The organism is Marinobacter sp. DUT-3, from assembly GCF_050379435.1.
GTDB lineage: Bacteria > Pseudomonadota > Gammaproteobacteria > Pseudomonadales > Oleiphilaceae > Marinobacter.
Genome location: NZ_JBNRMG010000011.1, coordinates 79,391 through 102,559, shown reverse-complemented (window position 1 = coordinate 102,559; position 23,169 = coordinate 79,391). Strand labels below are relative to the sequence as shown.

Here is a 23,169-nt window from a genome sequence, read left to right as displayed (position 1 = left end):
TTCGGTGTACAAGTGTTCGCGGACGTAATAACAACAATCGCAAGGAATATGACGATGACACTGACAACACCCGGCCGGGGATGGTCCCGGCGACTTGTACCTCTTTTGTTCATTTCTCTTATTGCCATGGCGTTGCCCGCCCAGGCCGGCTGGTTCGGGATTGGCCAGGACGCCAGGGACACCAACCCCGGTAAAACCCGCCCGGTGATCTTCGTGGGTAATAATTGGGAAGGCACCATCGACGTTATTGATGCACAGAGCTACAACAAGGTCGGTCGCATCAACGGCATTCCTGACAAGCGCCAACGAATGACGGAAATCGTCCTCAATCCGGTGCGTCTGGTGTTTTTCCAGGCGGTTCGGCTGTTTATCGGTGAAGGCAACGACCAGTACGTGGATGATATGTACAGCACCCCCGATGGTCGCCTTCTGGTGGTATCCCGCCCCAGCTTTGCCGATGTGGTAGGCATTGATATTGTCAGTGGCGAGATCGCCTGGCGTTTCGAGGTGGACGGTTACCGCTCTGATCATATGGCGCTGTCGCCGGACGGGACCCAGGTCGCGGTGTCCGCGTCCACCGGCAATGTGGTGCATGTGCTGGATGTGGAGACCGGCGAGGAAGTGGGCCGTTTTCCGACCGGTAATTCACCCCATGAGAATGTCTATTCCGAGGACGGCAAGCGCATCTACCACGCCAGTATCGGCTATGTGTTCACGCCTCTGGACCAGGACCTGATGGAATTTACCAAGGGTGAGCGATTGTTTCAGGTCGTGGATGCGGAAAGCCTGGAGATCATCAAGCGGTTTGACCTGAAAGACAAGCTGGAAGCGGCCGGCTACAGTGACCTGAGCCCGGCGATCCGGCCCATGGCCCATACCCCGGACGAGCGTTTCTTCTATTTCCAGTTGTCATTCCTGCATGGCTTTATCGAGTACGACATGGAGGAGGATCGTATTACCCGCCTGGCGGAACTGCCGAACCTGATTCCTGATACACCCAGGGAGTTCTATATCAACGATTCCGCCCACCATGGCATCGCCATGAATGGGGACGGTGACACCCTGTGCGTGGCCGGAACCATGAGTGATTACATCGCCATCGTGGATCGCGAGACCTTCAGCCATGAAATCCTCACCGGGCTGGGGGAGAAGCCCTACTGGGTAACCACCAACGAAACCGGAGACCGGTGCTACATATCCTGGAGCGGTACGGACCAGATGTCGGTCATTGATATTGAAACCGCCAGTGAAATTGTCCGGGTGGACGTTGGCGATCACCCTCAGCGTATCCGCGAAGGCGGGGTGCCGAGGGACTGGTAACAAAAAAAGGCCGGGCGTGTGCCCGGCCCTGGCATTGCAGAGTAGCCTGGGGGTTATTCACCGCTCCAATTGGACGTGGGGTCCGGCGTCATCCGCAGGTAGGACTTCACCGCCTTGTAACCCTGCGGGAAGCGTTCCTTGATTTCGTCTTCGTCCTGCAATGATGGCACGATGACAACATCGCCCCCGCTTTCCCAGTTGCCCGGGGTCGCCACCTTGTGGTTGTCGGTTAGCTGCAGCGAGTCAATGACCCGCAACACCTCGTTGAAGTTACGACCGGTGCTCGCCGGGTAAGTGATCACCAGCCTGACCTTCTTGGCGGGGTCGATGACGAACAGCGAACGCACGGTCAGGGTCTCATTGGCATTGGGGTGGATCATGTCATACAAGCCGGACACCTTCCGGTCATGGTCTGCGATGATCGGGAAGTTCACGGCGCAGCCCTGGGTTTCGTTGATGTCCTTGATCCACTCATGGTGTGAATCGACCGGATCCACACTCAGGGCAATGGCCTTGACGTTGCGCTTGGCGAACTCGTCCTTAAGCTTGGCGGTCAGTCCCAGTTCGGTGGTGCAAACCGGCGTGAAGTCCGCGGGATGTGAAAACAGAACCCCCCAGCTGTCTCCAAGCCAGTCGTAAAAACGGATCTTGCCTTCGCTGGAGTCCTGTTCGAAATCCGGTGCGGTATCTCCCAGACGTAAACTCATGGCGTAACCTCCTTCGGTGAAGCTTGTGACAACATTCGGTGTGTCACCGGCATGATCAATCGCCGGAGTGTTTATATTGAGTCTATACGATAATCAGTGGTGATGGATGAGGTGAATACAAGGGGCCTTGATTTGCCTCATCCATCGTTGACCAGAACAATCTAGCGGTTATTTATAACCGCTGAAGCACTGGATCAATTGTTGACTCCGAGAGCCTTCTCCTTCTCGAAGTGTTCGCGGGTCAGCTTGAACACCACCGGGCTGAGGAACAGCAATGCGATCAGGTTCGGCAGTGCCATCATGGCGTTGAGAGTGTCCGCTAGCAGCCAGATGAACCCCAGGTTGATGGTTGCGCCGACCGGAATGGCGAGAATCCACAGCACCCGGTAGGGCACAATGGCTTTCACGCCAAACAGGAATTCAACACACCGCTCCCCATAGAACGACCAGCCAAGAATGGTGGTAAACGCAAAGATGGCCAGGGAAATCGCCACCACGTAGTTACCAAACCCGGGCAGACCACCCTCGAATGCCAGTGATGTCAGCGCCGCGCCGGTTTCGCCGGACGTCCAGGCACCGGAGGTGATGATCACCAGACCGGTAATGCTGCAGACGATGATGGTATCAATGAAGGTGCCCAGCATGGCCACCATGCCCTGGGTAACCGGGTTTTTGGTTTGCGCTGCGGCGTGGGCAATCGGAGCGGAGCCCAGGCCGGCTTCGTTGGAGAAGATGCCGCGGGCCACACCAAAGCGGATTGCTGCCCACACGGCGGCGCCGGCGAAGCCGCCCTCCGCGGCAACCGGGCTAAAGGCATGTTTGAAGACCAGGGCAAAAGCAGCCGGAATCTGATCCGCATTGACTGCCAGGGCAATCAGGCCGACTAATACATAGGAAATGGCCATCAGCGGAACCAGGGAACTGGCGACCTGGCCGATACGTTTGATGCCGCCGATCAATACCAGGCCCACCAGAACCATGAGGATCACCCCGGTCATCCAGTGAGGCAGGCCAAAGTTGGCGTTCAGTACGTCCGCGACTGAGTTGGCCTGTACCGTATTGCCGATACCAAACCCGGCAATGGCAGCAAAGATGGCGAACAGCACACCCAGCCAGGCCCATTTGCTGCCCAGGCCATTGCGGATGTAGTACATCGGGCCACCAACGTGGGCACCGCGCTCGTCCACTTCCCGGAAGCGTACGGCGAGAACCGCCTCGGAATACTTGGTGGCCATGCCCACCAGGGCGGTCAGCCACATCCAGAACAGCGCGCCCGGCCCACCGAGGAAGACCGCGGTGGCGACGCCGGCGATGTTACCGGTGCCCACAGTCGCGGACAGTGCTGTCATCAAAGCCTGAAACGGTGGGATCTCACCGTCGCTTTCCTCGCCGGAACGGCCTTTCCACATCAGCCTGAAACCCGCGCCGAGCTTGAGCACCGGCATCAGTTTCAGGCCGAGGCTGAGGAAAAGCCCCACACCGAGGATCATCACCAGCATGGGCGGACCCCAGACCAGTCCGTTTACTGCACCTACAAAGTTTTCAATGGCTTCCATGGGGATCTCCCTGAGTTATTGCCAAAGACTGTCGTTATGGTTTTACCCTTGTGAGGGTTAACTGATTGAGTTTAGTTGGATATTTCTATCTGTAAACCGGTTGTCCGGGGAATTTGCCGGTTCATCGTGTGAACCTGTCAACAAAGTGATTGGATTTGACAGGATTTGCGGTAGTGTTGATCGGGTAACCCCAGTTTGTTCATGAGGAAAACCGATGTCCCAGACCGCAGTTGCGCAGGCGAAACAGCAAACCGCGAACACCGCCCGGACGATCGATCATCGTTTTGTCGAGGCCAGCGGGCTGTCTCTCTGCGTCGAGACCCGGGGCAACCCGGAGGGTGAGCCGGTGTTGTTTATCATGGGCCTGGGCGCCCAGATGACGCTGTGGCCCGAGGCCCTGCTGGATCAGTATGCTGACGAGGGGTACTACGTAATCCGCTTTGATAACCGTGACATCGGCCTGTCTTCGCGCCTGAAGGATCGGCTGGAGGGGCATCCGGTGGCGATGATGGCCCGCTCCCGGGTAGGGCTGCCAATTCCGGCACCGTACACCCTGCAGGATATGGCGGCAGACGCGATCGGAGTGCTGGACGCCCTGGGGCTGCAAAGTGCTCACCTGGTTGGGGTATCCATGGGCGGCATGATCAGCCAGCTGGTTTCGTCCCTGTGGCCGGAGCGGGTGCGCAGCGCCACCCTGATCATGACGTCCACCAACAGTCCGCGACTGCCGATGCCAAAAGCGAAACTGATCTGGCGGCTGGCCGGCGTTGGCGCCAGGGGGCATGACGAGGCCTCGGTGGTGGCGCGTTCGCTGGCGTTCTGGAAGCTGATCCAGAGCCCGGCGTTTCCTCCGGCGGAGGACGAGGTGCGTGAGCGACTGACCCGGGAATACCGGCGCAGTTATCATCCTGCCGGTATCCTGCGACAGACCCGGGCCATCCTGGCCACCGGCAGCCTGTCTTCCCTGAGCCGCCGGATAAGGGTGCCAACCGCCATCATTCATGGCAAGGCGGATCCGCTGGTACGACCGGTGGCGGCGGAACAGCTGAAATACCTGATTCCCCATGCCCGTCTGGAGCTCATTGATGGCATGGGTCATGATCTTCCGGAGCCTCTGCTGGAGCGCTTTGTGGAGACAAGCCTGTCGGTGATGCGGGCGCCGTTCTGACGTTGCGGCGGAAAGAGGTGGAACTCGCTCAATATCCGCTGCTTTGTGTTTTCATTTGTGTCTCCATTGCCTATGGTTATAGGAGAACGTATCGGTTCTGCGACGTTACTGCAGAACGATAACTGGTGAGGGATGATCCATGCGCTCATTGAAAGCTTCTGATGTAATGTGGAACCACATCGAACCCATTCGGTGTGGGGCGCCATTAACCCGGGTAGTGAAAACGCTCCTGCGGAATCATGTCACCGGTCTGCCGGTGGTGGATGCGCACCGGAAGGTGATCGGATTCATCTCGGAGCAGGACTGTATCCACGCGTTGCTTGTCAGCAGTTACCACTGCGAGGGTGATCCCATTGTTGATGATGTGATGTTCCGCGACCCGGTGACGATATCCCCGGAAATGGCGGTGGTGGATCTGGCCCAGAACCTGGGGGCCGGCAAGCCCAAGGTGTACCCGGTGGTGGATCATGGTCGTCTGGTTGGTATAGTGACCCGCACCGCGATACTGGCCGAACTGGCCAGGTCCGGCTGTGGCATCGAATTGCCAAAGTACGCTGGAGCGGAAGACTGAGCACAGCATTCATTCTCTGAACCGAGGGCACCATGGAACTGTTATCCGCCAACGTCTGTTTCGATGGAGAGCACCGTCGTTACCGCCACACCTCGGCAGCCCTGGGCTGTGACATGGAGTTTGCGGTTTATCTGCCGCCCTCGGCTGTTGGCCATAACCCGCGCCCGGCTCCGGTGCTCTACTGGCTGTCCGGACTGACCTGCACCGATCAGAACTTCATGCAGAAGGCCGGGGCCCAGAAGCAGGCCGCGCGGCTGGGAATGGCCATTGTGTGCCCGGATACCAGTCCACGGGGTCTGGGGCTGCCGGGAGAAGATGACAGCTACGATTTTGGCACCGGTGCCGGCTTCTACATCAACGCAACCGAACAGCCGTGGGCGCCTCACTACCGCATGTACGATTACGTGGTGAAGGAGTTGCCGCAGCTGGTGGAAAGCGAGTTGCCGGTGACCGAACAGCGAGCCATCAGCGGCCATTCCATGGGTGGCCACGGCGCTCTGATCTGCGCCCTGAAAAATCCTGGGCGTTATGCGTCGGTCTCAGCGTTTGCACCGATAGCCAACCCCACGGAGTGTCCCTGGGGACAAAAGGCGTTTACCGGTTATCTGGGCAATGACCAAAGCCGCTGGGAGGAGTGGGATGCCACCCTGCTGATTCCTGCTGCCAGGGAGCGACTGCCTCTGCTGGTGGATCAGGGTACGGCCGATGAGTTTCTGGAAAGCCAGCTGAATCCGGAGGTACTGGTCGATGCCTGCGAGAAAGTGCATCACCACATCGACTTGCGGATGCATCGGGGCTACGACCACAGTTACTTCTTTATCGCCTCGTTTATTGACGATCACCTCAATCATCATGCCGGGGCACTGGGACTGAAGTAGTGGCTGCCGGCCCTAGTGGAAACCCCAGAGCAGGCTGAAATCCATCGAAGGCATGACTTCAGGCTGCTCGACCGCGCGGATATTGAACTCCAGCAAGCTGCAATCACGCTCAAACGTGCCGCTGTAACGGTTGCCACGGGGACCGAGGATGGCGTTCACAAAGGGGCCAAGGTGACGATCCGGGCGCTGGGTGACCACCCCGACTTCATTATTGGCCAGCCGCACCAGAGTGCCGGGGGGATGTTCCGTCAGAACCGCCAGCAGCGCCCTGGGAATGGCCGGTCGGAGCTGGCCATCGGTGAGGCTGGCCACCAGTTTGCGTGCGTCAGTGATGTTCATCCGCTCCCGGTAGGCCCGTTTGGTGATCATCGCCACATAACGTTCTACCAGCGCCAGAATTTCAGCCTCGGGCCGTATTTCGGTGCCGCTGAGCCCTTTCGGGTATCCTGAGCCATCCGCTTGTTCATGGTGTTGCGCGATCACGTCAAACAGAGCCTGGTTATCGATACCGGCCGCGCGCAGAGCGCTGATGCTCCGCTGCGGATGTTTGCGGATCACCGCCCGCTGGTCATCGGAAAGGATCTTGCGGGAAGCATTCAACTGATCTGCCACCGGGACCAGCGCCAGGTTGGCCACCAGGGCCGCACTGGTGAGCAGGCTGGTTCGATTGCGGTCCAGTCCGAACGATTGCGCGGTGAAGTGGCTGAGGATGCCATAGAACAGGATTTGTTCGTGAATGGTGGGCTCAATGGAATACAGATGCACCAGGGCCAGGCTGGCATCCGGCGCTTCGTCACAGATACGTTCAATCAGGCGGGTGAGGCCCATCAGTCGTTTCAGGGCGCTTTCTTCGCCAGAGGTGATCGCGTTCAGAGTTGTTTCCAGGGTTTGCAACAGCACCGGATAATCCGCGAATGGATTCCGCTGGCGGTTGTCCTCAAGGATCTCCTCCTGCCCGCGTTCAATCTTGCGTGGATGAAACAGGCCCCGGTCGAACAGCTGTTCCAGCTGCATGTCGTTCTGGATCACATAGCCCTGGCGCAACAGGACGTTACCCTCAACGTCGTAGACCGTCCATGGCAGGGGTTTACCTACCACCAACGCGCCGGGTGCGATACGGACAAGATTCGACACGGATTGATTTCCTGAGTTTTGTTTTTTCTGCATTTGGCTTAACTCTACCCCTGAAACCGGGATCACTGCCAGATGCAGAGAGGGTCAACGGCGCTATTCATGGGGATTTTGCATTGTTTGACTCGTGTCTGGCGCGACAAGGTCGTGTTTTCGGACATTCAGGCTCTTGGCGCATAGAGAAACAATCGTAATCCCAGCAGGATGCTGGCGGATGCCAGCCCGCCTGTTAACCCCACCCAAAAACCAGCCGCGCCCATGGCCGGCACCAGCCAGTCGGTAAAGGTCAGCACGTAACCCAGCGGCAGTCCCACCAACCAGAACGAAAACAGCATGATAAACATGGGGATGGCGGTGTCCTTGTAGCCCCGCAGGGCGCTGATGCAAGTGACCTGAATGACATCGGCAATCTGGAACAGTGCCGCGAACACCAACAGGCTGACCGTCACCTCCCTGACCGCAGCATCGCTGGTGTACAGCGCGGCAATCTGCTCCGCGAAGGTGAACAACAGGGTGGCGAACACCAACGCTACGGTTGCTGCAAGGATCAGTGAACTGCGGGAAATCAGCCGTGCGGTGTCCGGCGCCTGCGCACCCACAAGGAAACTGACCCTGAGAGTCAGGGCCATACCGATACTCAGCGGCAGCATGAACACCAGGGAGACTACATTAAGCGCGATCTGGTGGCCGGCCACGACCACTGGTCCCAGCGGTGCCAGGAACAGGGCGATGACAGAGAACAGGCTGGCTTCCACGAAAATCGTGAACCCGATGGGCACCCCGATTTTCAGGATGTAGCGAATGCCGTCAGGGTCCGGTTTTGCCCAATCGGCCAGCAGGTGAAACCGACGGTAAACTTCGCTGCGATTCAGGTATGCCAGAAGGGCAATCGCGGCGACACCGTTGGACAGCGACGTGGCCCAGCCACATCCCACGCCACCCATGGCGGGCAGTCCCAGTTTGCCGTAGATGAATATGTAATTCAGCGGCAGGTTGAGCAGGGTGCTTAATACGGCAAAGGCCATAATCACACGGGTGTGGCCCAGGCCATCGGTCAGCCCCCGTAACGCGGTCATCAGTAACAGGGCCGGTATTCCCCAGGCAAAGGCGTCGAGGTAACCCTGGGTGATGCCGGCGGTATGGGGATCGAGGTTGAGCTGATCCAGAACCGGATGCACATGGGTCAGAAGCAGGATCATCACCAGCGACCCGGCGGCGGCGATGTAGAGCCCCTGCCAGGTGGCAGGCATGATCTTGTCGGTGGTGCGGGCGCCGTTGTAGCCGGAAATGATGGGCTGTAGTGCGCCCAGCAACCCCATGAAAAACAGGAAAAGCGGCATCCACAGGCTGCTGCCGATACCCACCGCCGCCAGGTCTTCTGCACTGGCGTGGCCCGCCATAACGGTATCGATCACACCATTGGACATCTGCGCCAGCTGGGCAATCAGGATTGGCCCGCCCAGTATCGCCAGGGTGCGCCATTCGGTGAGCGTCCGCCGGATCAGCGATTGTCGGCTGGCGGGCAGGGGCTGATGGGTCTCGTCCATGGAGTATGATGCTACCTTGGCGGTTTGGGAGGTGAACGGGTGTTGTGCCAACGGGCATGGTAACCGAACAGCGTTGCGATCGGCATACCGCTTTTCCGGTATAGGCAAATGGTCCTGCGTGGCTGTACAGACTTGTGAACGAAGCGGTAAAGTGCCGTTTTTCTGAACAACTGGCGTCGGTAATATGGGACTTCTGGTCTTTGTAACGGTTTTGTGGGCATTCTCCTTCAGTCTGATCGGTGAATTTCTTGCCGGTCAAGTGGACAGTGATTTTGCGGTGCTGACACGGGTCTTGCTGGCGGCGCTGGTGTTTCTGCCGTTTACCCGCTGGCGCGGGGTCGACTCAGGACAGAAGCTGGGGATCCTGGTCGCCGGCATGCTCCAGTTTGGTATCACCTACCTGTGTCTGTACCGGTCCTTCAGCTACCTCACCGTACCGGAGGTGCTGCTGTTCACCATCTTCACGCCGCTGTATGTCACCCTGATCGACGATGCGATGTATCGTCGGTTTTCGCCAGTAGCTTTGCTGGCAGCCGCCGTTGCCACACTGGGCGCCGGTATCATCCGCTATGATGGGTTGAGCCAGGATTTCATTACCGGCTTCCTGCTGTTGCAGGTGGCCAACTTTACCTTTGCCGCCGGGCAGGTAGGCTACAAGCACGTGATGCGTCACTACCCGTCCGATGTGCCTGCCTTTCGTACGTTTGGGTATTTCTTCTTTGGCGCGCTGATCATCGCGCTGCCTTCATTCCTGATTTTCGGTGACAGCAGCCGGCTGCCGGAAACCGGACTGCAGTGGGGCGTCCTGGCGTGGCTGGGGCTGGCAGCCTCCGGGGTCGGGTTGTTCCTGTGGAACCGTGGCGGCTGTCAGGTGGATGCGGGAACGCTGGCCATCATGAACAACGCACTGGTGCCGGCGGGGCTGCTGGTTAACCTGCTGATCTGGAACCGGGATGCGGACCTGTTCCGGCTGGCTATCGGGGGCGTGGTGATTGCGTCATCCCTGTGGCTGAACGCTCGTTTCCACCCCCGGGCTCGCCTCGCTATTACTTGAACTTTCGAACTAATGAAATCCCGTTACGGGCCGATAACTTTGGTAACCACATAAAGATAGTCGCCTTTGGTAGAAGCGTGATATTAGTCTACCTTGCAACTATCTGACAAAAAAATGCTGCCAAAGCGCCCACATAGACGGATGCCGTTATGAGAAAGAATCTGCCGGTTACCCAGAGGGAAGTAAAAATGCGTGAGGGTGGTCGTCTGATCACCACCACCGACCTGAAAGGGGTAATCACCTACTGCAACGAAGAGTTTGCCGAGATCAGTGGTTTCACCCGCGATCAACTGGTTGGCCAGGCGCACAATATTATCCGTCACCCGGATATGCCCCAGGCCGTGTTCAAGGGTATGTGGGACTACCTGAAAGCCGGTAAGGCCTGGATGGGGGTGGTGAAAAACCGCGCCGAGTCCGGTGATCATTACTGGGTCAGTGCCTATGTCACACCGATTCGGGAGAATGGCCAGGTTGTTGGCTATGAATCGGTTCGCGTACCCCCGACACGGGAACAGGTTGGTCGTGCCGAGAACCTGTATAAGCGGATCAACGCGGGGCGTTCCATTGTCGGTCTCCAGAGCCGTGTGACCTCCGTGCTAAAGTCCGGATGGCCATTCTTGTTGTCTCTGGTTTTGAGTCTCGGGGCGCTCGGTATGGGCGAGCAGACACTGGCTATTGCGATGATTGTGGCTGGTCATGTTTTGGGAGCGATTTTTACCCTGAAATCCGTAGCAGGCCGTTTGAACCGGATCCTGTCGTTTCGTCCGGACGCGTTCCGTGACCCCGTTGTGGCCCGAACATACAGTGACGAGAGCGGTCTGTTCTCGCAGCTTTCAATGGTACTGGTCAGCGAAGACGCCCGAATCCGTACGGCACTGGCCAGGATAGAGGATCAGGCGGAGCTGTTGTTCGAACAGGCACAAGCGTCCCACGGTTACATCAGCGAGGGTGCCAAGGCCATAGCGCGCCAACGCGCGGAAACCGATCAGACGGCATCTGCAATCAATGAGATGACAGCGTCCATTCAGGAAGTGGCGGAAACCGTAAACGCCAACGCCCGCGACGCTGAAGAAGCCAACAGCTTCGCAGCCACGGGTAGCAAGCGCAGTGCGGAGGCGCTGGACGCCATCGAGCAGTTGGTGACGCGCGTCAACGGCATTGGTGAAGTGATCGGTCGTTTGGGCGAATCCACCAACAGCATCGGTGAGGCTGCCAAATTGATCTCTGACATTGCTGACCAGACCAATCTTCTGGCTCTCAATGCGGCGATTGAAGCGGCCCGTGCCGGAGAGCAGGGACGGGGCTTTGCGGTGGTGGCGGATGAAGTCCGGACCCTCGCGAGTCGAACCCGTGAGTCAACCGTGAAAATCCAGGAAGTCATTGACGACTTCCGCCAACAGGTTGAGCAGGCGGTATCGGCGACCCGTGACGGTGAGGAAGTGGCTGGCCAGGGTCTGGCGAAAGTCCGCGAGGCAGAAACCTCATTGCGGGACATTGTGTCGGCTATCCAGAGTATTTCCGACAGCTTTATCAGCATGTCCGCGGCCTTTGAGGAGCAAAGCCACGTATCGGATGAGATTAACCGGCAGATCGTGAGCATTGCCGAATTGGCGGATAACAGTACCGAGCAGGCCAACTCCGCGCAGGACAGCAGTACCAGTTTGAGTGACATGTCACACGGATTGAAAGATCTGGTCACACGCTTTGTCAGTAGAAACGGCTAGTTAACAAACCGGGCGCAGCAGGCAGTCATGTGTTGCGCCCGGGTTAACTGGCATCGACGTGCGACTACTGGCAAAATCCCGCTCCAATTGCCGGAGGCCATCTCCGGCAAATCCAATATAAAGCGATTCATCAGCCAAAAGCACAGGATGAAAACATGACTGACAACAATACGGCCACAGCTCCACGCGGCATGTGGTCTTCACGGCTGGCCTTTATTCTGGCGGCGACAGGTTCCGCCGTTGGCCTTGGCAATATCTGGAAGTTTCCTTATGTAACCGGTGAGAATGGTGGCGGTGCCTTTGTCCTGGTTTACCTGCTGTGTATCGCCATTATCGGTATTCCCATCATGATGGCGGAAGTGTTTCTTGGCCGTAATGGCCGTCATAACCCGGTGACCAGCATGCGACTGGTTGCGGAGCGAAATCTGAGCTCACCGGCCTGGCGTATTTCTGCGATTATCGGCGTGCTGGCAGCTTTCATCATCCTGTCCTTCTATTCCGTGATCGGCGGCTGGGCAGCATCCTATATTGGCCACGCAGCCAGCGGTGACTTTACCGGCCAGAGTGCGGACGCCATCGGCGCCATCTTCGGTGATCTGCTCGCCAGCCCCGGTGTGTTGCTGGCGTGGCATACCCTGTTTATGGGGTTGATCATTTTTGTGGTAGCCCGTGGCCTCAAATCCGGCCTTGAGCGGGCGGTCACTATCCTGATGCCGGCCCTGTTTGTGCTGTTGCTGCTTGTCGTTGGCTATGCCGCGACAACCGATGGCTTTGGCCGGGCGGTGAGTTTCCTGTTCACCCCGAATTTCAGCGCTCTGACCGTTAACGGCGTGTTGATCGCGCTGGGCCATGCCTTCTTCACCCTGAGCCTGGGTATGGCGATCATGATGGCTTACGGTTCCTATCTCAGCCCTGATGTTTCCATTGGCCGCACAGCGGTCACGGTTTCGGTTATGGACACCGTGGTGGCGTTGCTGGCGGGGCTGGCGATTTTCCCGGTGGTGTTTGCCAATGGACTGGAAGCCGGTGCCGGTCCCGGCCTGATCTTCCAGACGCTGCCGCTGGCCTTTGGCCAGATGCCTATGGGCAGCCTGTTCGGCACGCTGTTCTTCGTGCTACTGCTGTTTGCCGCCTGGACCTCCGGTATTTCGCTGCTGGAACCGGTGGTTGAGTGGGTTGAAGAGAAGTTCTCCATGGGGCGTGTTGGTAGCGCAATCCTGGTGGGCGCTGCCTGTTGGTTGCTGGGTGTTGCGTCTATCCTGTCCCTGAACGAGTGGGCCGGTTTTGCGCCGCTGGGTATGTTCGAGCGCTTTGAAGGCAAAACCATCTTCGACTTGCTGGACTTCTTCACGGCTAACGTCATGCTGCCATTGTCAGGACTGCTGACCGCAGTATTTGTCGGCTGGTTTGTGGCGAAAGAGTCCCTGAAGGCGGATCTGGCGCTGGAGAGTGGCAGCTTCACCCTTTGGTATAACCTGATTCGTTTCGTGACACCGGTCGCGGTGGCCATCGTGTTTATATACAACCTGATGGCGTGACACTGAAAAGGGCAGAACCGCGTTGGTTCTGCCCTTTTTTATCCTGCCGTTCATCGAGCTCTGTCTTGCGGAGTTCGTCAGTCGTCCTCACCCGAGCCAGTCGCCGATCGTAGCGCCTCCATGTGTGGCCTGACTGCCTGTTTGTCTGCCTCCGGGGCCTTGCTCGCATTCTCCAGGGCGGACGTCGCATTCCCCATCATGGCCCGCATCTGTTCCTTCTGAGCCTCGGTCAGATTAGGGTTGTTGTTGATCTCATCCATTGCGCCGGCCATCTCCCGCACCATTTCAGGATGTTGATTTTCCATTTCAATGGCCATCCAGGCCTGGAACACCCGATCCCCCGTGGCGCCCCAGTCTTCCATGGAGTCAAACCCGTTGTCTTCAACGATATCTTCCATGCGGTCGTAGGCTTCGTGCCCCCGCATTTTGTTGACCGAGTCGGAAAAGATGGATGAGAAATCGGGCATTTCCGACGGATTTCCGGAGTCCGACAGTTCCTCGTTCAGCTGGTCAAAGTCGCCTTCCAGGGTTTCAGCTTCTTGCAGGGTGTTGATGAAGGCCCGGACTTTCCCGTCAGTGAGACTGTCGGCAGCCACCGGACTGGCCGTAAAAAACAGGGTGAAAGCCAGGGCAAGGCAAAGCGAAAATGCGCGTTTCATGAGTTTCCTCCGTGAGCAGGGTGTCCCCGAATCCTTGTGCCGGGGACTTGTCTACAAAATAGACGCTACTGCATGAAGCGCGCAACCTGCTCAGGCCTGCCAGGAGCCGGATCGGCTCAGAAGAACAGATCCGGCAGGTAGGTGGCGATTTCCGGGAAAATCATGATCAGTGCAAGACCGACAATCTCGACAATAACGAAGGGAATGATCGAGGAATAGATGTCTTTCATGGTGATGCTCGGTGGCACCACGCCCTTCAGGTAGAACAGGTTGAAGCCGAATGGCGGCGTCATGTAGCCGATTTCCATGTTGATCACGAACAGGATGCCGAACCAGATCGGATCGAACCCCAGAGATTCCACAATCGGCATGAACACCGGCAGGGTGATCAGCATGATGCCGACCGGGTCCAGTACCATGGCCAGCAGGAACACAATCACCATCATGGCAATGATGATGCCCCAGGGCCCGCCGGGAATCATGTTCATCAGGCTCTCGATCAGGTCCTGGGCGCCCATGCTCTGATAGGCGGCACTGAAGGCGTGGGCCGCGAACAGGATCCACATGATCATACCGGTGAGCTTGAAGGTCCGGATCGCCGCTTCCTGCAGGATGCTCCACTTGAACTGCTTGTAGACAGCAGCGGAGATCAGTGCGCCGAGGACACCCATGGCGGCGGCTTCGGTTGGCGTGGTGATGCCGCCAATGATCGAACCCAGCACCATGAACACTACGCCGATGGGCAACAGCACCGCCCGCAGGGCACGAAGCTTCTCCGGCCAGGTGCCGCGCTCTTCCTTCGGCAGAGCAGGAGCCAGTTCGGGCTGCAGGTGGCTGCGCACCAGGATGTAGATGGCGGTCAGCACCATCAGCAGAATGCCCGGCATGATGCCGGCGGCAAACATCTTGCCCACGGACACGCCGGTGATGAGGGCATAGAGAATCATCAGGATGCTGGGGGGAATAAGAATGCCCCAGCCACCGCCGGTGTTGATCACCCCCAGGGCCATCTTCTTGTCATAACCCCGTTCGAGCATGGACGGCAGGGCGATGGTGCCCATGGCGACAACCGCCGCGCCGCTGATACCGACCATGGCCGCGAACACGGCACAGATAACGAGGGTGCCGATGGCCAGGCCACCCCGCAGGCCACCGCACCAGAGGTGCATCATGCGGTACAGATCCTTGGCCACCCCGGTTCGCTCCAGGATCATCGCCATGAACACGAACAGGGGGATCGCCACCAGGGTAAAGCTTTCCATGGTGCCCCAGATCTGCGAGGACACCATGTAGAAGGAATCGAATCCCCAGGTGAAATACAGGAAGACAACGGACACGCCGCCCAGCACAAAGGCCAGTGGCAGGCCGAGCAGCAGGAAGAACAGCAGCGAGCCGAAGAAAAGCAGGGTCAGGACTTCAATACTCACAGTGCCTCTCCTTTCTCGTCTTCCTGGGTTTCGGGGGTGTAGTAACTGAAGTTGAAGGCCACTGCGATGTCTTCCAGTAACTTGACGATGCCTTGCAGAACCAGCAAACCGGTGCCCAGTGGAATGGCGGCCTTAACTGGCCAGATCGGCGGGTTCCAGGCGGAATAGGAGGTTTCCCAGCTGGCGATGGACTCGCTGGCCATGTCGTAGCCGAAATACAGCAGTGCCAGTGTGAAGATGAAAAAGACCACCGAAGTAAGAATGTCGAGGATGGCCCGGCCGCGAGGGGACAGGTGTGAATGCAGCAGATCGACATTCACGTGGCCACGGTGCGCCATGATGTAACCACCGGACATGACGGCGTAGATGCCAAACAGCATCTGGGTCAGTTCGTTGGTCCACACAGTGGGTGAGTTGAACAGGTAGCGGAAGGCCACTTCCATGATCAGGAACACGAACATGGCAAAAACGATTAGCGCTATCCCGCGCCCGATAACATCATTGAGGCGGGTAACGCCTCTCATGAATGCAGTCAGCACACCCATTGGTATTCTCCGGGAAACGGTGGGTTCACAAGCAAAGCCGGGCCAGAAAACTGGCCCGGCCGGGTTCAGCTGTCAGGCGTTTACAGGTAGCCCAGTTCTGACAGGTAGCCTTTCAGCATGTCCAGCGCTTTCTTGGCATTGTCACTGCGCTTGCCTTCCTCATCCCACAGTTTCTGGGCGGTCTGGGTCAGGCGATCCTGCACCTCATCGGGCAGGGTGTTGACCTGAACATCGTGTTCGCTGATGGCCTTGGCCAGAGTGATGCGTTCCTTGTACAGGTACTCGTTGGTACGGAACCAGAACTGCTCATCCAGCGCCTGCTTGACGGTTTTCTGCATGTCTTCCGGCAGCTTGTCCAGGGCCTTCTGGCTGACAATGATGACGTCGGTGCCGGCAATGTTCAGTGCCGGCTGCACGTGGTACTTGGCCACCTCATACAGACCCATGCTGAAGGCGCCCTGGGAAGCGCCCCAATGGGCGCCGTCGACAATGCCGGAGTCCAGGGCGGTGTAGAGTTCACTGCCCGGAATGTAGGACGCGGCGGCACCGGCTTCGGTCAGGAATGTCTGCAATGCCCCCGAGGAGCGGATTTTCAGCTTGGTGAAGTCGCCCCAGCTGTTGATCGGCTGCTTGACTACCATCTCGGTGGGATAGACCTTGTCGGTTGCCCAGTAAACGTTATGTTCGGCGGCTTCATCACGAAGCATTTGTTCAAAGCCCAGGCCCTGATGGAAATAGGCGGCTTCCCAGACATTGCGGAAGGCAAATGGCAGGCCGGAAGCAATGCCGGCAAGGGTGATCTTGTCCTGGGCATAGGACGGAGAAATGGTGCCCATTTCCAGGATGCCCCGGCTGACAGCGTTGAAGATTTCCTTGGCCTTGAACAGTGAGCCGGCTTCGTACAGCTCCAGCTCCAGGCGTCCGTCGGTGCGTTCTTCAAGAATCTTTTTGAGGCGAACCAGGCTGTCTTCATAGGAACTGCTGGAGCCCGGCCAGTGGGACTGAACCTTCCAGGTATAGGTTTCCTCGGCGGCGACCGGGGCGCTTGTCAGGGCAGCGGCCAGACCCAGGGTCAGGGCGGAGCCGTAAACAGTCAGGGTTTTTCTGGCGGTGGTTAGCATTTTCATTGCTGGACCTCAATCATTATTGTGTTGGACGTCCTTTTGTTGATTTCGCTCTGCAAAACTAACGACTGCAGAATGAATTCATGTGTCTGAATCTAACACATGCCTTGCTTTTTGCAATAGGATGGTCGTCGATATTCCGTTACCAAAGTTTAGTCCATGGGGAGGTTTTCAGTGATTAACACGCAAAATTGGCCAGGTGTCACTCACCTGATCATCAGTCGCGCGAACAAGAAAAATGCCCTGACCCGCGATATGTACCAGGCACTGGCCGAAGGCGTGAGTGCAGCGGCGGCAGACACCAGTGTGCATGCCATCGTGATCAGTGGCGAGGGCGGTGTGTTTACCGCCGGCAACGATCTTGATGATTTCCGCGCCCGCGCCACGGATGCCAACCCGAAACCCTCCGCCGCCCTGGACTTCATCGAAGTCCTGATGGCTTGTGATACACCGGTCATCGCTGCAGTTGAGGGGCTGGCGATTGGGATTGGCACTACCCTGCTGTTGCATTGTGATTCCGTCATCTCCGGCCGGTCCGCGCGCTTCAAGACCGCGTTTGTGGATCTGGGGCTGGTGCCGGAAGCCGCGTCTACCGTGACTATGCCCCTGCACCTGGGAGCCCGGCGTGCCGCGGATTTGTTGCTGATGGGGGAAACCCTGGACGGCGAGGAAGCCCGGGAATGTGGGCTGGTCAGCCGCGCGGTCGACGACGGTCAGGCGGTGGACGAGGCGCTGGCACAGGCCAGAAGGCTCGCGGCCAAACCCCGGGAAGCCCTGCGAGCCAGCAAGCGGCTGATCAAGGCCCCGTGGCGGGAAGCGGTGCGTGAGGCCTTGGAGCGGGAGCGCACGGTGTTTGCCGAGCGGCTCCGGTCGGAGGATTGCCGGGCCGCTCTGACACGGATGGAGAAGCGCTAGATCAGGCCCAGTAAGGCGCCCGCAGCTCCCGTTTCAGCACCTTGCCAATGGTGGAGCGGGGCAGTTCCGGGCGGAACTCAATCGCCGCCAGGCGCTGGGTCTTGCCCAGTTGTCCATTGGCCCAGTCCAGGATGTCCGCTTCCTCCTCCGTGCAGCCGGGTTTGCGCACCACCAGACCCAGGGGTGTTTCTCCCCATTGCTCGCTGGGAACGCCAATCACTGCGACATCGGCGACAGCGGGGTGGGCCTGCAGTACCTTTTCAAGATCCACGGCATAGATGTTGAAACCGCCGGAGATGATCATGTCCTTGCGCCGGTCCAGGATATAGACAAAGCCCTCTTCGTCGATTCGCCCCATATCTCCGCTGCGATAGAACGTCAGACCTTCGGGACTGGTCCAGAGCATCTCACGAGTTTGTTCCTCGCGGTTGATGTAACCCCGCATCATTGAGATGGCGCGGCCCACGATCTCCCCGGTTTCGCCCCGAGGCAACTCGTTGCCTTCCTCGTCAATCACCCGGACTTCCGCCCCTTCGGTCGGTGTCCCTACCGAGTCCCACTTATCCGGATGTGCAGCGCAGTCCAGGCTGGTGGAAATACCGCCTTCCGTCAGTCCATACACCTCGCGGATGTTGCCGGGCCAGCGCTCCATGGCTTCCTTGATGACCTTGGCTCCCAGAGGCGCGCTGGTGCAGAGTTTGAGCTGGAAGGCGGACAGGTCGAAGCGATCGAATTCCGGATCGGACAGGATGCGCTGATACTGAACCGGAACCAGCATGGCGTGGGTCACGCGGTAGCGTTCGGCCAGTTCGAGAAAGCGCCGGGCATCGAATTTTGCCATGAGTACCAGAGTGCCACCGTGGAAAAGGGTGGGCAGTACGGACACCAGGGTGGTGTTGGAATACATCGGCGTGGAGACCAGGTTTATGGCGTCGCCGTCCAGCCCGAAGCGGCTCATCCGGACCATCTGGCGCTGGCGGAAACGATAGTCGTGGAGAATGCCCTTGGGTGTGCCGGTGGTGCCGGAGCTGTAAATGATATTGAACGGATCATCCAGGGTAACCGGCGCTGGGTTGGCTCCGGCGTCGATGTCTCCCAGCCAGGACTCAAGATCCTGGCTTATCCCCGGGCCTTGACCATCCAGCCCTATACGCTGATCAGGCCCGAGTGTGTCGAGCTTGCCGGCCATGCCTTCAAACAGATCAAAATTCTTTCGGGACACAAACAGGAAACGGGCGCCGCAATCTTTCAGCATCAGCACCAGGCTGTCATCGCTGGCCATGCCTGAGAGCGGCACCATGCAGCCACCGGCCACCAATGTACCGAGGTACAGTGCGACGTAGTTGATGCTGTTTTCCGCTAGCCCCGCCACGGCATCGCCCTGTTCCAGTCCGGCGGACCGAAGCCGATTGGCAATGCGATTGGCGCGCCAGACCAGTTCCCGCCAGCTGACCTGAATCTCGCCATCAATGAGTGCGACATGGTCAGGGCGTTCGATCGCCAGTTGCTGGATACGTTGACCGAGGGCTTCCATGGTCTCTTCCGGCTCAATGGGAGCATGCACAGGCATTTGCTGGGTGTTTTTCATTTTTTCGCCTCTCGGTGTAGTTGTGTTTTATCTAGTGAAATTAACTTCCGAATATATTGACTCAAAACCCGGTGGCGTGACAAATTACAGTCAAGTTGAATTTTATGACGGCGCAACAAAACACAAAAAGGAGCATCGGCATGGCGCGTTTCGATAATCGGGTAGCCATCGTTACCGGGGCAGGTAGCGGCATCGGCAGGGCCACCGCAGTACGGCTGGCCCGCGAGGGCGCACAGGTGATGATGGTGGATCGCTCTGAAGCGGGTCTGCTGGATACCGAAAGCCTCATTCCTGAAGGTGCCGAAACCCTGCGCCGTATTGGCGATGTGGCGGACGAAGACCAGGTCAGATCGCTGGTTGAAGAAACGATGTCCACCTTTGGCCGGATTGACGTGTTGTGCAATATCGCCGGTATTGCCAGTACCGGCGATGGCCACCCCGACGTCACTGGAAATGATCGGGAAGAATGGGAAAAAGTCCTGTCGGTAAACCTGATCGGCACCATGCTGTTCATTAAGCATGTGGCGCCATACATGCAGGCTCGGAAACTGGGATCGATCGTCAATACCGCCTCTGTGGCGGGTATTCGCTCCGGTGCCGGTGGTAATGCCTACAGTGCGTCCAAAGCCGGTGTGATCAACCTCACCATGACCGCCGCCTGTGACCTGGGAACGGACAATGTCCGAGTGAATGCCGTGTGTCCGGGACTGGTGGAAACCGGGATGACCCAGGCCATTTTCGACTATGCCCGCGCCAACGAGAAAGCCCACAAGCTGGGGGCTCGCTGTGAACTGCGCCGCTACGGTGCGCCGGAAGAAGTTGCCGCTGCCATCCTGTTCCTGGCCAGCGATGACGCCAGCTACATCACCGGCCAGTCCCTGCCCGTGGATGGAGGCAACACCGCTTCTCTTAACCTGCCGGGGATGAAAGTGTAATGAATGATGAGAGTTTGCATATCCGTGGCGGCCAGGATCTGCCCGGGTTTCACAATCTGTTGGGGTATCGCCAGGTGTCCTGGGAAGAGAACGAGGCGGTGATTGAGCTGGGGCTGCAACCCCGTCATCTGAACCTGGGGGGCGTGATCCATGGCGGTGTGCTGACTTCCCTGCTGGATATTGTCCTGGCCGAAGCCGGTACCTATTGCCCGTATCCGGGCCGGATGCGCAAGGCCATCACCCTGTCGCTGACCACCACATTCACCGGCCAGTGTTCCGGTGGAACTATCCGTGTGACGGGCCGCAAACGGGCAGGTGGCACTCGGATTTTTAACAGCACCGGAGAAGTCCACGATGACAAGGGCAATCTCCTGGCCATCGCGGAAGGCACTTTCCGTATCCGTTCCGGCAGTGAAAAGCCGGAAGGCGTACCAATCTGATCATTGAAACAACAAAAGACGCACCGGTGTTGTCACTGCCGGCGAACGACTATCAACCAACGAGGTACTGGACATGTTTGAACTGTCTGATAAAGCCAAAAAGCTGCAGGCGCAGCTTCACGAATTCATGGATGCCCATATTTACCCGAATGAGCACAAGTACCATGAGCAGGTCGAGCAGGCGGAGAACCGTTGGGCGCCGGTACCGATCATTGAGGAACTGAAGGTCAAGGCCAAGGCCGCAGGCCTGTGGAACCTGTTCCTGCCGGAAAGCGAATTCGGCGCCGGCCTGACCAACTACGAGTACGCGCACCTGTGCGAAGTCATGGGGCGTTCGTCCATGGCTTCGGAAGTGTTTAACTGTTCCGCGCCAGACACCGGCAACATGGAAACCATTGCCCGCTACGGCAATAAAGAACAGCAGGATAAGTGGCTGAAGCCACTGCTCAACGGCGAGATCCGCTCCTGTTTCTCCATGACCGAGCCGGACGTGGCCTCTTCCGATGCTACCAATATCGCCTGTGAAATCCGCCGCGAAGGCGACGAATATGTGATCAACGGTCGCAAGTGGTGGTCTTCCGGTGCCATGACCACCACGGCCAAGATTGCCATCGTCATGGGCAAGACCGATCCGGATGCCGAGAAGCATAAGCAGCAGTCGATGATTCTGGTGCCTCTGGACACGCCGGGGGTGAAGATGATCCGCCCGCTGACGGTGTTTGGTTATGACCACGCGCCGCACGGCCACGCCGAGATTCACTATGACAATGTGCGGGTGCCGGTGGACAACATCCTGCTGGGGGAGGGCCGTGGTTTTGAAATTGCCCAGGGCCGCCTTGGGCCGGGCCGTATCCACCATTGCATGCGCACCATCGGTGTCGCCGAGCGTGCCCTGGAGCTGATGTGTCAGCGTGCCAATGCCCGCGAGGCGTTTGGCAAACCGTTGTCCAGCTTCGATTCCATCCGCAAGGACATCGCCCGCAGCCGCATCGAGATTGAGCAGGCGCGGCTGATGACCCTGAAGGCGGCGCACATGATGGATACCGTCGGCAACAAGGTGGCCCGTCAGGAAATCGCGATGATCAAGGTGATTGCTCCGAGTATGGCGCTGAAGATCATTGATCGCGCGATTCAGGTTCACGGTGGTGCCGGTGTGTCCCAGGACACTTTCCTGGCGAAGGCCTGGGCCCACGTCCGGACCCTGCGGCTGGCGGACGGTCCTGATGAGGTGCACCTGGATTCCGTGGCCAAGATCGAACTTAAGCAATATCGGTAAATATTTTAGGCCCGCGTTGTCGGGTGTCTGAACGAACGGGGAGGAGCCTGCCGGGACACGCTGTGAATACGTCCATGTACGCTCGACAAAAACATCCATGTTTTTGACGGTCCCGGCAGGCTCCTCCCCGTTCGTTCCCATAGCTCCGAGAAAGATTTTCGAGAATGAGGTGCCAGTATGAACAACCCGCTTTTTGATATGACCGGAAAAGTCGCCCTGATCACCGGTTCAACTAAAGGCATCGGCCGCTCCATTGCCGAGGAAATGGCCCGCCTGGGCGCCAAAGTCGTGATCTCCAGCCGCAAGGCCGACGCCTGTGAGCAGGTAGCCGGCGAGCTGAAAGAGCAGGGCTACGAGGCCATCGCCATTCCCTGTCACGTGGGCAAGAAAGAAGACCTGCAGAACCTGGTGGACAAGACCAACGAAGCCTGGGGTTCCATCGACGTCCTGGTGTGCAACGCCGCCACCAATCCGGTCTACGGCACCACCGCCGAAATGACTGACGACGCCTGGGACAAGATCATGGACACCAATGTCAAAGGCACCTTCTGGCTCACCAACATGGTGCTTCCGCAGATGGCGGAAAAAGGTGAAGGTGCGGTTGTTCTTCTATCCAGTATCGCGGGCATCCGTGGCAATACCACCATCGGTACCTACGGTGTCTCCAAGGCCGCCGAAGCGGCCCTGGCTCGTAACCTCGCCGTGGAATGGGGGCCGAAAGGCATCCGCGTGAACAGCATTGCCCCCGGCCTGATCAAGACCGATTTTGCCAAGGCCCTTTGGGAAGACCCTGTGCGCGTGAAGCGTGCGGAAGACAAAACCCCGCTGCGCAGAATCGGTGACCCGGTAGACATCGCCGGCCTGGCCGTTTTTCTGTCAACAAAGGCAAGTGCGTATATCACGGGACAGGTTATCGTCGCCGACGGCGGCGAAACTATTTGCTGAGGATTGCCATCAAGTGTGGGGAGGCCGACGGGTGGGGGTGCCTTTGTTCCGGGAAAAAGAACTCGCTTCGCTCAGACACCTTTGTTCCCTGCACAAAGGCACCCCCACCCGCCGGCCATCA

21 protein-coding genes are annotated in these 23,169 nt (G+C 58.3%); 12 read left to right on the top strand and 9 right to left on the bottom strand.

The features are described from left to right. Nucleotides 1–54: 54 nt before the first annotated feature. Entirely contained in the window at nt 55–1,320 is a 1,266-nt protein-coding gene (locus ACQUWM_RS15730) for a YncE family protein (protein WP_428922786.1), read from the top strand. Nucleotides 1,321–1,373: 53 nt separating this feature from the next. Here ACQUWM_RS15730 and ACQUWM_RS15725 read toward each other — a convergent pair whose 3' ends face one another. Continuing rightward, nucleotides 1,374–2,027: a peroxiredoxin gene (locus ACQUWM_RS15725; RefSeq protein WP_407001865.1), complete on the bottom strand. Its 654-nt coding sequence runs from the start codon at nt 2,025–2,027 to the stop codon at nt 1,374–1,376. A gap of 194 nt (nt 2,028–2,221) precedes the next feature. Then, the gene (locus tag ACQUWM_RS15720; RefSeq protein ID WP_407001866.1) at nt 2,222–3,583 is read right to left on the bottom strand and encodes an alanine/glycine:cation symporter family protein; all 1,362 of its coding nucleotides are present in this window, start codon (nt 3,581–3,583) and stop codon (nt 2,222–2,224) included. A gap of 214 nt (nt 3,584–3,797) precedes the next feature. On the opposite strand from ACQUWM_RS15720, the gene ACQUWM_RS15715 reads away from it, so the two are divergent. The 3 genes from ACQUWM_RS15715 (at nt 3,798) to fghA (ending at nt 6,200) form a co-directional block, all read left to right on the top strand. Next, on the top strand, nt 3,798–4,751 hold the full coding sequence (locus tag ACQUWM_RS15715) for an alpha/beta fold hydrolase (protein WP_407001867.1): 954 nt from the start codon (nt 3,798–3,800) through the stop codon (nt 4,749–4,751). 139 nt (nt 4,752–4,890) lie between these two features. Continuing rightward, a complete protein-coding gene (locus tag ACQUWM_RS15710; RefSeq protein WP_407001868.1) occupies nt 4,891–5,322 on the top strand; it encodes a CBS domain-containing protein in 432 nt (143 codons plus the stop codon). Nucleotides 5,323–5,354: 32 nt separating this feature from the next. Then, nucleotides 5,355–6,200 carry an S-formylglutathione hydrolase gene (gene fghA / locus ACQUWM_RS15705; protein WP_428922785.1) on the top strand — a complete coding sequence of 282 codons (846 nt, stop codon included), beginning with the start codon at nt 5,355–5,357 and terminating at the stop codon, nt 6,198–6,200. Between the two features lie 12 nt (nt 6,201–6,212). On the opposite strand, the gene ACQUWM_RS15700 is transcribed toward fghA, so the two are convergent. Further along, the gene (locus ACQUWM_RS15700; protein WP_428922784.1) at nt 6,213–7,334 is read right to left on the bottom strand and encodes an HD-GYP domain-containing protein; all 1,122 of its coding nucleotides are present in this window, start codon (nt 7,332–7,334) and stop codon (nt 6,213–6,215) included. A gap of 158 nt (nt 7,335–7,492) precedes the next feature. Next, nucleotides 7,493–8,878, bottom strand: coding sequence for an MATE family efflux transporter (locus ACQUWM_RS15695; RefSeq protein WP_428922783.1), 1,386 nt, complete (start codon nt 8,876–8,878; stop codon nt 7,493–7,495). Nucleotides 8,879–9,062: 184 nt separating this feature from the next. Here ACQUWM_RS15695 and ACQUWM_RS15690 point away from each other — a divergent pair, with 184 nt between their 5' ends. The 3 genes from ACQUWM_RS15690 to ACQUWM_RS15680 all read left to right on the top strand — a co-directional run bounded on the left by ACQUWM_RS15690 (nt 9,063) and on the right by ACQUWM_RS15680 (nt 13,194). Continuing rightward, complete coding sequence (locus ACQUWM_RS15690) at nt 9,063–9,932, top strand: carboxylate/amino acid/amine transporter (protein ID WP_428922782.1); 870 nt, start codon at nt 9,063–9,065, stop codon at nt 9,930–9,932. 149 nt (nt 9,933–10,081) lie between these two features. Next, the gene (locus tag ACQUWM_RS15685; protein WP_407001873.1) at nt 10,082–11,656 is read left to right on the top strand and encodes a methyl-accepting chemotaxis protein; all 1,575 of its coding nucleotides are present in this window, start codon (nt 10,082–10,084) and stop codon (nt 11,654–11,656) included. 155 nt (nt 11,657–11,811) lie between these two features. Continuing rightward, nucleotides 11,812–13,194: a sodium-dependent transporter gene (locus tag ACQUWM_RS15680; protein ID WP_428922781.1), complete on the top strand. Its 1,383-nt coding sequence runs from the start codon at nt 11,812–11,814 to the stop codon at nt 13,192–13,194. A gap of 77 nt (nt 13,195–13,271) precedes the next feature. On the opposite strand, the gene ACQUWM_RS15675 is transcribed toward ACQUWM_RS15680, so the two are convergent. The 4 genes from ACQUWM_RS15675 to dctP all read right to left on the bottom strand — a co-directional run bounded on the left by ACQUWM_RS15675 (nt 13,272) and on the right by dctP (nt 16,952). Continuing rightward, the gene (locus ACQUWM_RS15675; RefSeq protein WP_428922780.1) at nt 13,272–13,853 is read right to left on the bottom strand and encodes a hypothetical protein; all 582 of its coding nucleotides are present in this window, start codon (nt 13,851–13,853) and stop codon (nt 13,272–13,274) included. 116 nt (nt 13,854–13,969) lie between these two features. Beyond that, complete coding sequence (locus ACQUWM_RS15670) at nt 13,970–15,280, bottom strand: TRAP transporter large permease (RefSeq protein WP_407001877.1); 1,311 nt, start codon at nt 15,278–15,280, stop codon at nt 13,970–13,972. After that, entirely contained in the window at nt 15,277–15,825 is a 549-nt protein-coding gene (locus tag ACQUWM_RS15665) for a TRAP transporter small permease subunit (protein ID WP_428922779.1), read from the bottom strand. The genes ACQUWM_RS15670 and ACQUWM_RS15665 overlap by 4 nt, the downstream gene beginning before the upstream one ends. A gap of 80 nt (nt 15,826–15,905) precedes the next feature. After that, on the bottom strand, nt 15,906–16,952 hold the full coding sequence (gene dctP / locus ACQUWM_RS15660) for a TRAP transporter substrate-binding protein DctP (RefSeq protein ID WP_428922778.1): 1,047 nt from the start codon (nt 16,950–16,952) through the stop codon (nt 15,906–15,908). A gap of 171 nt (nt 16,953–17,123) precedes the next feature. Between dctP and ACQUWM_RS15655 the strand changes: the two genes are divergently transcribed. Continuing rightward, entirely contained in the window at nt 17,124–17,864 is a 741-nt protein-coding gene (locus tag ACQUWM_RS15655) for an enoyl-CoA hydratase/isomerase family protein (RefSeq protein WP_407001880.1), read from the top strand. Nucleotide 17,865: 1 nt separating this feature from the next. Here the strand turns inward: ACQUWM_RS15655 and ACQUWM_RS15650 are convergent, their stop codons facing one another. Further along, nucleotides 17,866–19,452 carry a class I adenylate-forming enzyme family protein gene (locus ACQUWM_RS15650; RefSeq protein WP_428922777.1) on the bottom strand — a complete coding sequence of 529 codons (1,587 nt, stop codon included), beginning with the start codon at nt 19,450–19,452 and terminating at the stop codon, nt 17,866–17,868. Between the two features lie 140 nt (nt 19,453–19,592). Here ACQUWM_RS15650 and ACQUWM_RS15645 point away from each other — a divergent pair, with 140 nt between their 5' ends. The 4 genes from ACQUWM_RS15645 (at nt 19,593) to ACQUWM_RS15630 (ending at nt 23,048) form a co-directional block, all read left to right on the top strand. Next, entirely contained in the window at nt 19,593–20,387 is a 795-nt protein-coding gene (locus ACQUWM_RS15645) for an SDR family NAD(P)-dependent oxidoreductase (protein ID WP_407001882.1), read from the top strand. After that, a complete protein-coding gene (locus tag ACQUWM_RS15640; RefSeq protein ID WP_428922776.1) occupies nt 20,387–20,827 on the top strand; it encodes a PaaI family thioesterase in 441 nt (146 codons plus the stop codon). Before ACQUWM_RS15645 ends, ACQUWM_RS15640 begins: the two co-directional genes overlap by 1 nt. Nucleotides 20,828–20,900: 73 nt before the next feature. Next, nucleotides 20,901–22,103 carry an acyl-CoA dehydrogenase family protein gene (locus tag ACQUWM_RS15635; protein ID WP_428922775.1) on the top strand — a complete coding sequence of 401 codons (1,203 nt, stop codon included), beginning with the start codon at nt 20,901–20,903 and terminating at the stop codon, nt 22,101–22,103. A gap of 177 nt (nt 22,104–22,280) precedes the next feature. Then, nucleotides 22,281–23,048: an SDR family NAD(P)-dependent oxidoreductase gene (locus ACQUWM_RS15630; RefSeq protein ID WP_428922774.1), complete on the top strand. Its 768-nt coding sequence runs from the start codon at nt 22,281–22,283 to the stop codon at nt 23,046–23,048. Nucleotides 23,049–23,169 lie beyond the last annotated feature (121 nt).

What these genes read in the sequence shown, in the direction of transcription:
- ACQUWM_RS15725 (WP_407001865.1), bottom strand. Translation starts at nt 2,027, where the DNA reads ATGAGTTTACGTCTGGGAGATACCGCACCGGATTTCGAACAGGACTCC.
- ACQUWM_RS15695 (WP_428922783.1), bottom strand. Translation starts at nt 8,878, where the DNA reads ATGGACGAGACCCATCAGCCCCTGCCCGCCAGCCGACAATCGCTGATC.
- ACQUWM_RS15635 (WP_428922775.1), top strand. Translation starts at nt 20,901, where the DNA reads ATGTTTGAACTGTCTGATAAAGCCAAAAAGCTGCAGGCGCAGCTTCAC.
- ACQUWM_RS15640 (WP_428922776.1), top strand. Translation starts at nt 20,387, where the DNA reads ATGAATGATGAGAGTTTGCATATCCGTGGCGGCCAGGATCTGCCCGGG.
- ACQUWM_RS15730 (WP_428922786.1), top strand. Translation starts at nt 55, where the DNA reads ATGACACTGACAACACCCGGCCGGGGATGGTCCCGGCGACTTGTACCT.
- ACQUWM_RS15650 (WP_428922777.1), bottom strand. Translation starts at nt 19,452, where the DNA reads ATGAAAAACACCCAGCAAATGCCTGTGCATGCTCCCATTGAGCCGGAA.
- ACQUWM_RS15665 (WP_428922779.1), bottom strand. Translation starts at nt 15,825, where the DNA reads ATGGGTGTGCTGACTGCATTCATGAGAGGCGTTACCCGCCTCAATGAT.
- ACQUWM_RS15710 (WP_407001868.1), top strand. Translation starts at nt 4,891, where the DNA reads ATGCGCTCATTGAAAGCTTCTGATGTAATGTGGAACCACATCGAACCC.
- ACQUWM_RS15675 (WP_428922780.1), bottom strand. Translation starts at nt 13,853, where the DNA reads ATGAAACGCGCATTTTCGCTTTGCCTTGCCCTGGCTTTCACCCTGTTT.
- fghA (WP_428922785.1), top strand. Translation starts at nt 5,355, where the DNA reads ATGGAACTGTTATCCGCCAACGTCTGTTTCGATGGAGAGCACCGTCGT.
- ACQUWM_RS15680 (WP_428922781.1), top strand. Translation starts at nt 11,812, where the DNA reads ATGACTGACAACAATACGGCCACAGCTCCACGCGGCATGTGGTCTTCA.
- ACQUWM_RS15720 (WP_407001866.1), bottom strand. Translation starts at nt 3,583, where the DNA reads ATGGAAGCCATTGAAAACTTTGTAGGTGCAGTAAACGGACTGGTCTGG.
- ACQUWM_RS15715 (WP_407001867.1), top strand. Translation starts at nt 3,798, where the DNA reads ATGTCCCAGACCGCAGTTGCGCAGGCGAAACAGCAAACCGCGAACACC.
- ACQUWM_RS15645 (WP_407001882.1), top strand. Translation starts at nt 19,593, where the DNA reads ATGGCGCGTTTCGATAATCGGGTAGCCATCGTTACCGGGGCAGGTAGC.
- ACQUWM_RS15690 (WP_428922782.1), top strand. Translation starts at nt 9,063, where the DNA reads ATGGGACTTCTGGTCTTTGTAACGGTTTTGTGGGCATTCTCCTTCAGT.
- dctP (WP_428922778.1), bottom strand. Translation starts at nt 16,952, where the DNA reads ATGAAAATGCTAACCACCGCCAGAAAAACCCTGACTGTTTACGGCTCC.
- ACQUWM_RS15630 (WP_428922774.1), top strand. Translation starts at nt 22,281, where the DNA reads ATGAACAACCCGCTTTTTGATATGACCGGAAAAGTCGCCCTGATCACC.
- ACQUWM_RS15685 (WP_407001873.1), top strand. Translation starts at nt 10,082, where the DNA reads ATGAGAAAGAATCTGCCGGTTACCCAGAGGGAAGTAAAAATGCGTGAG.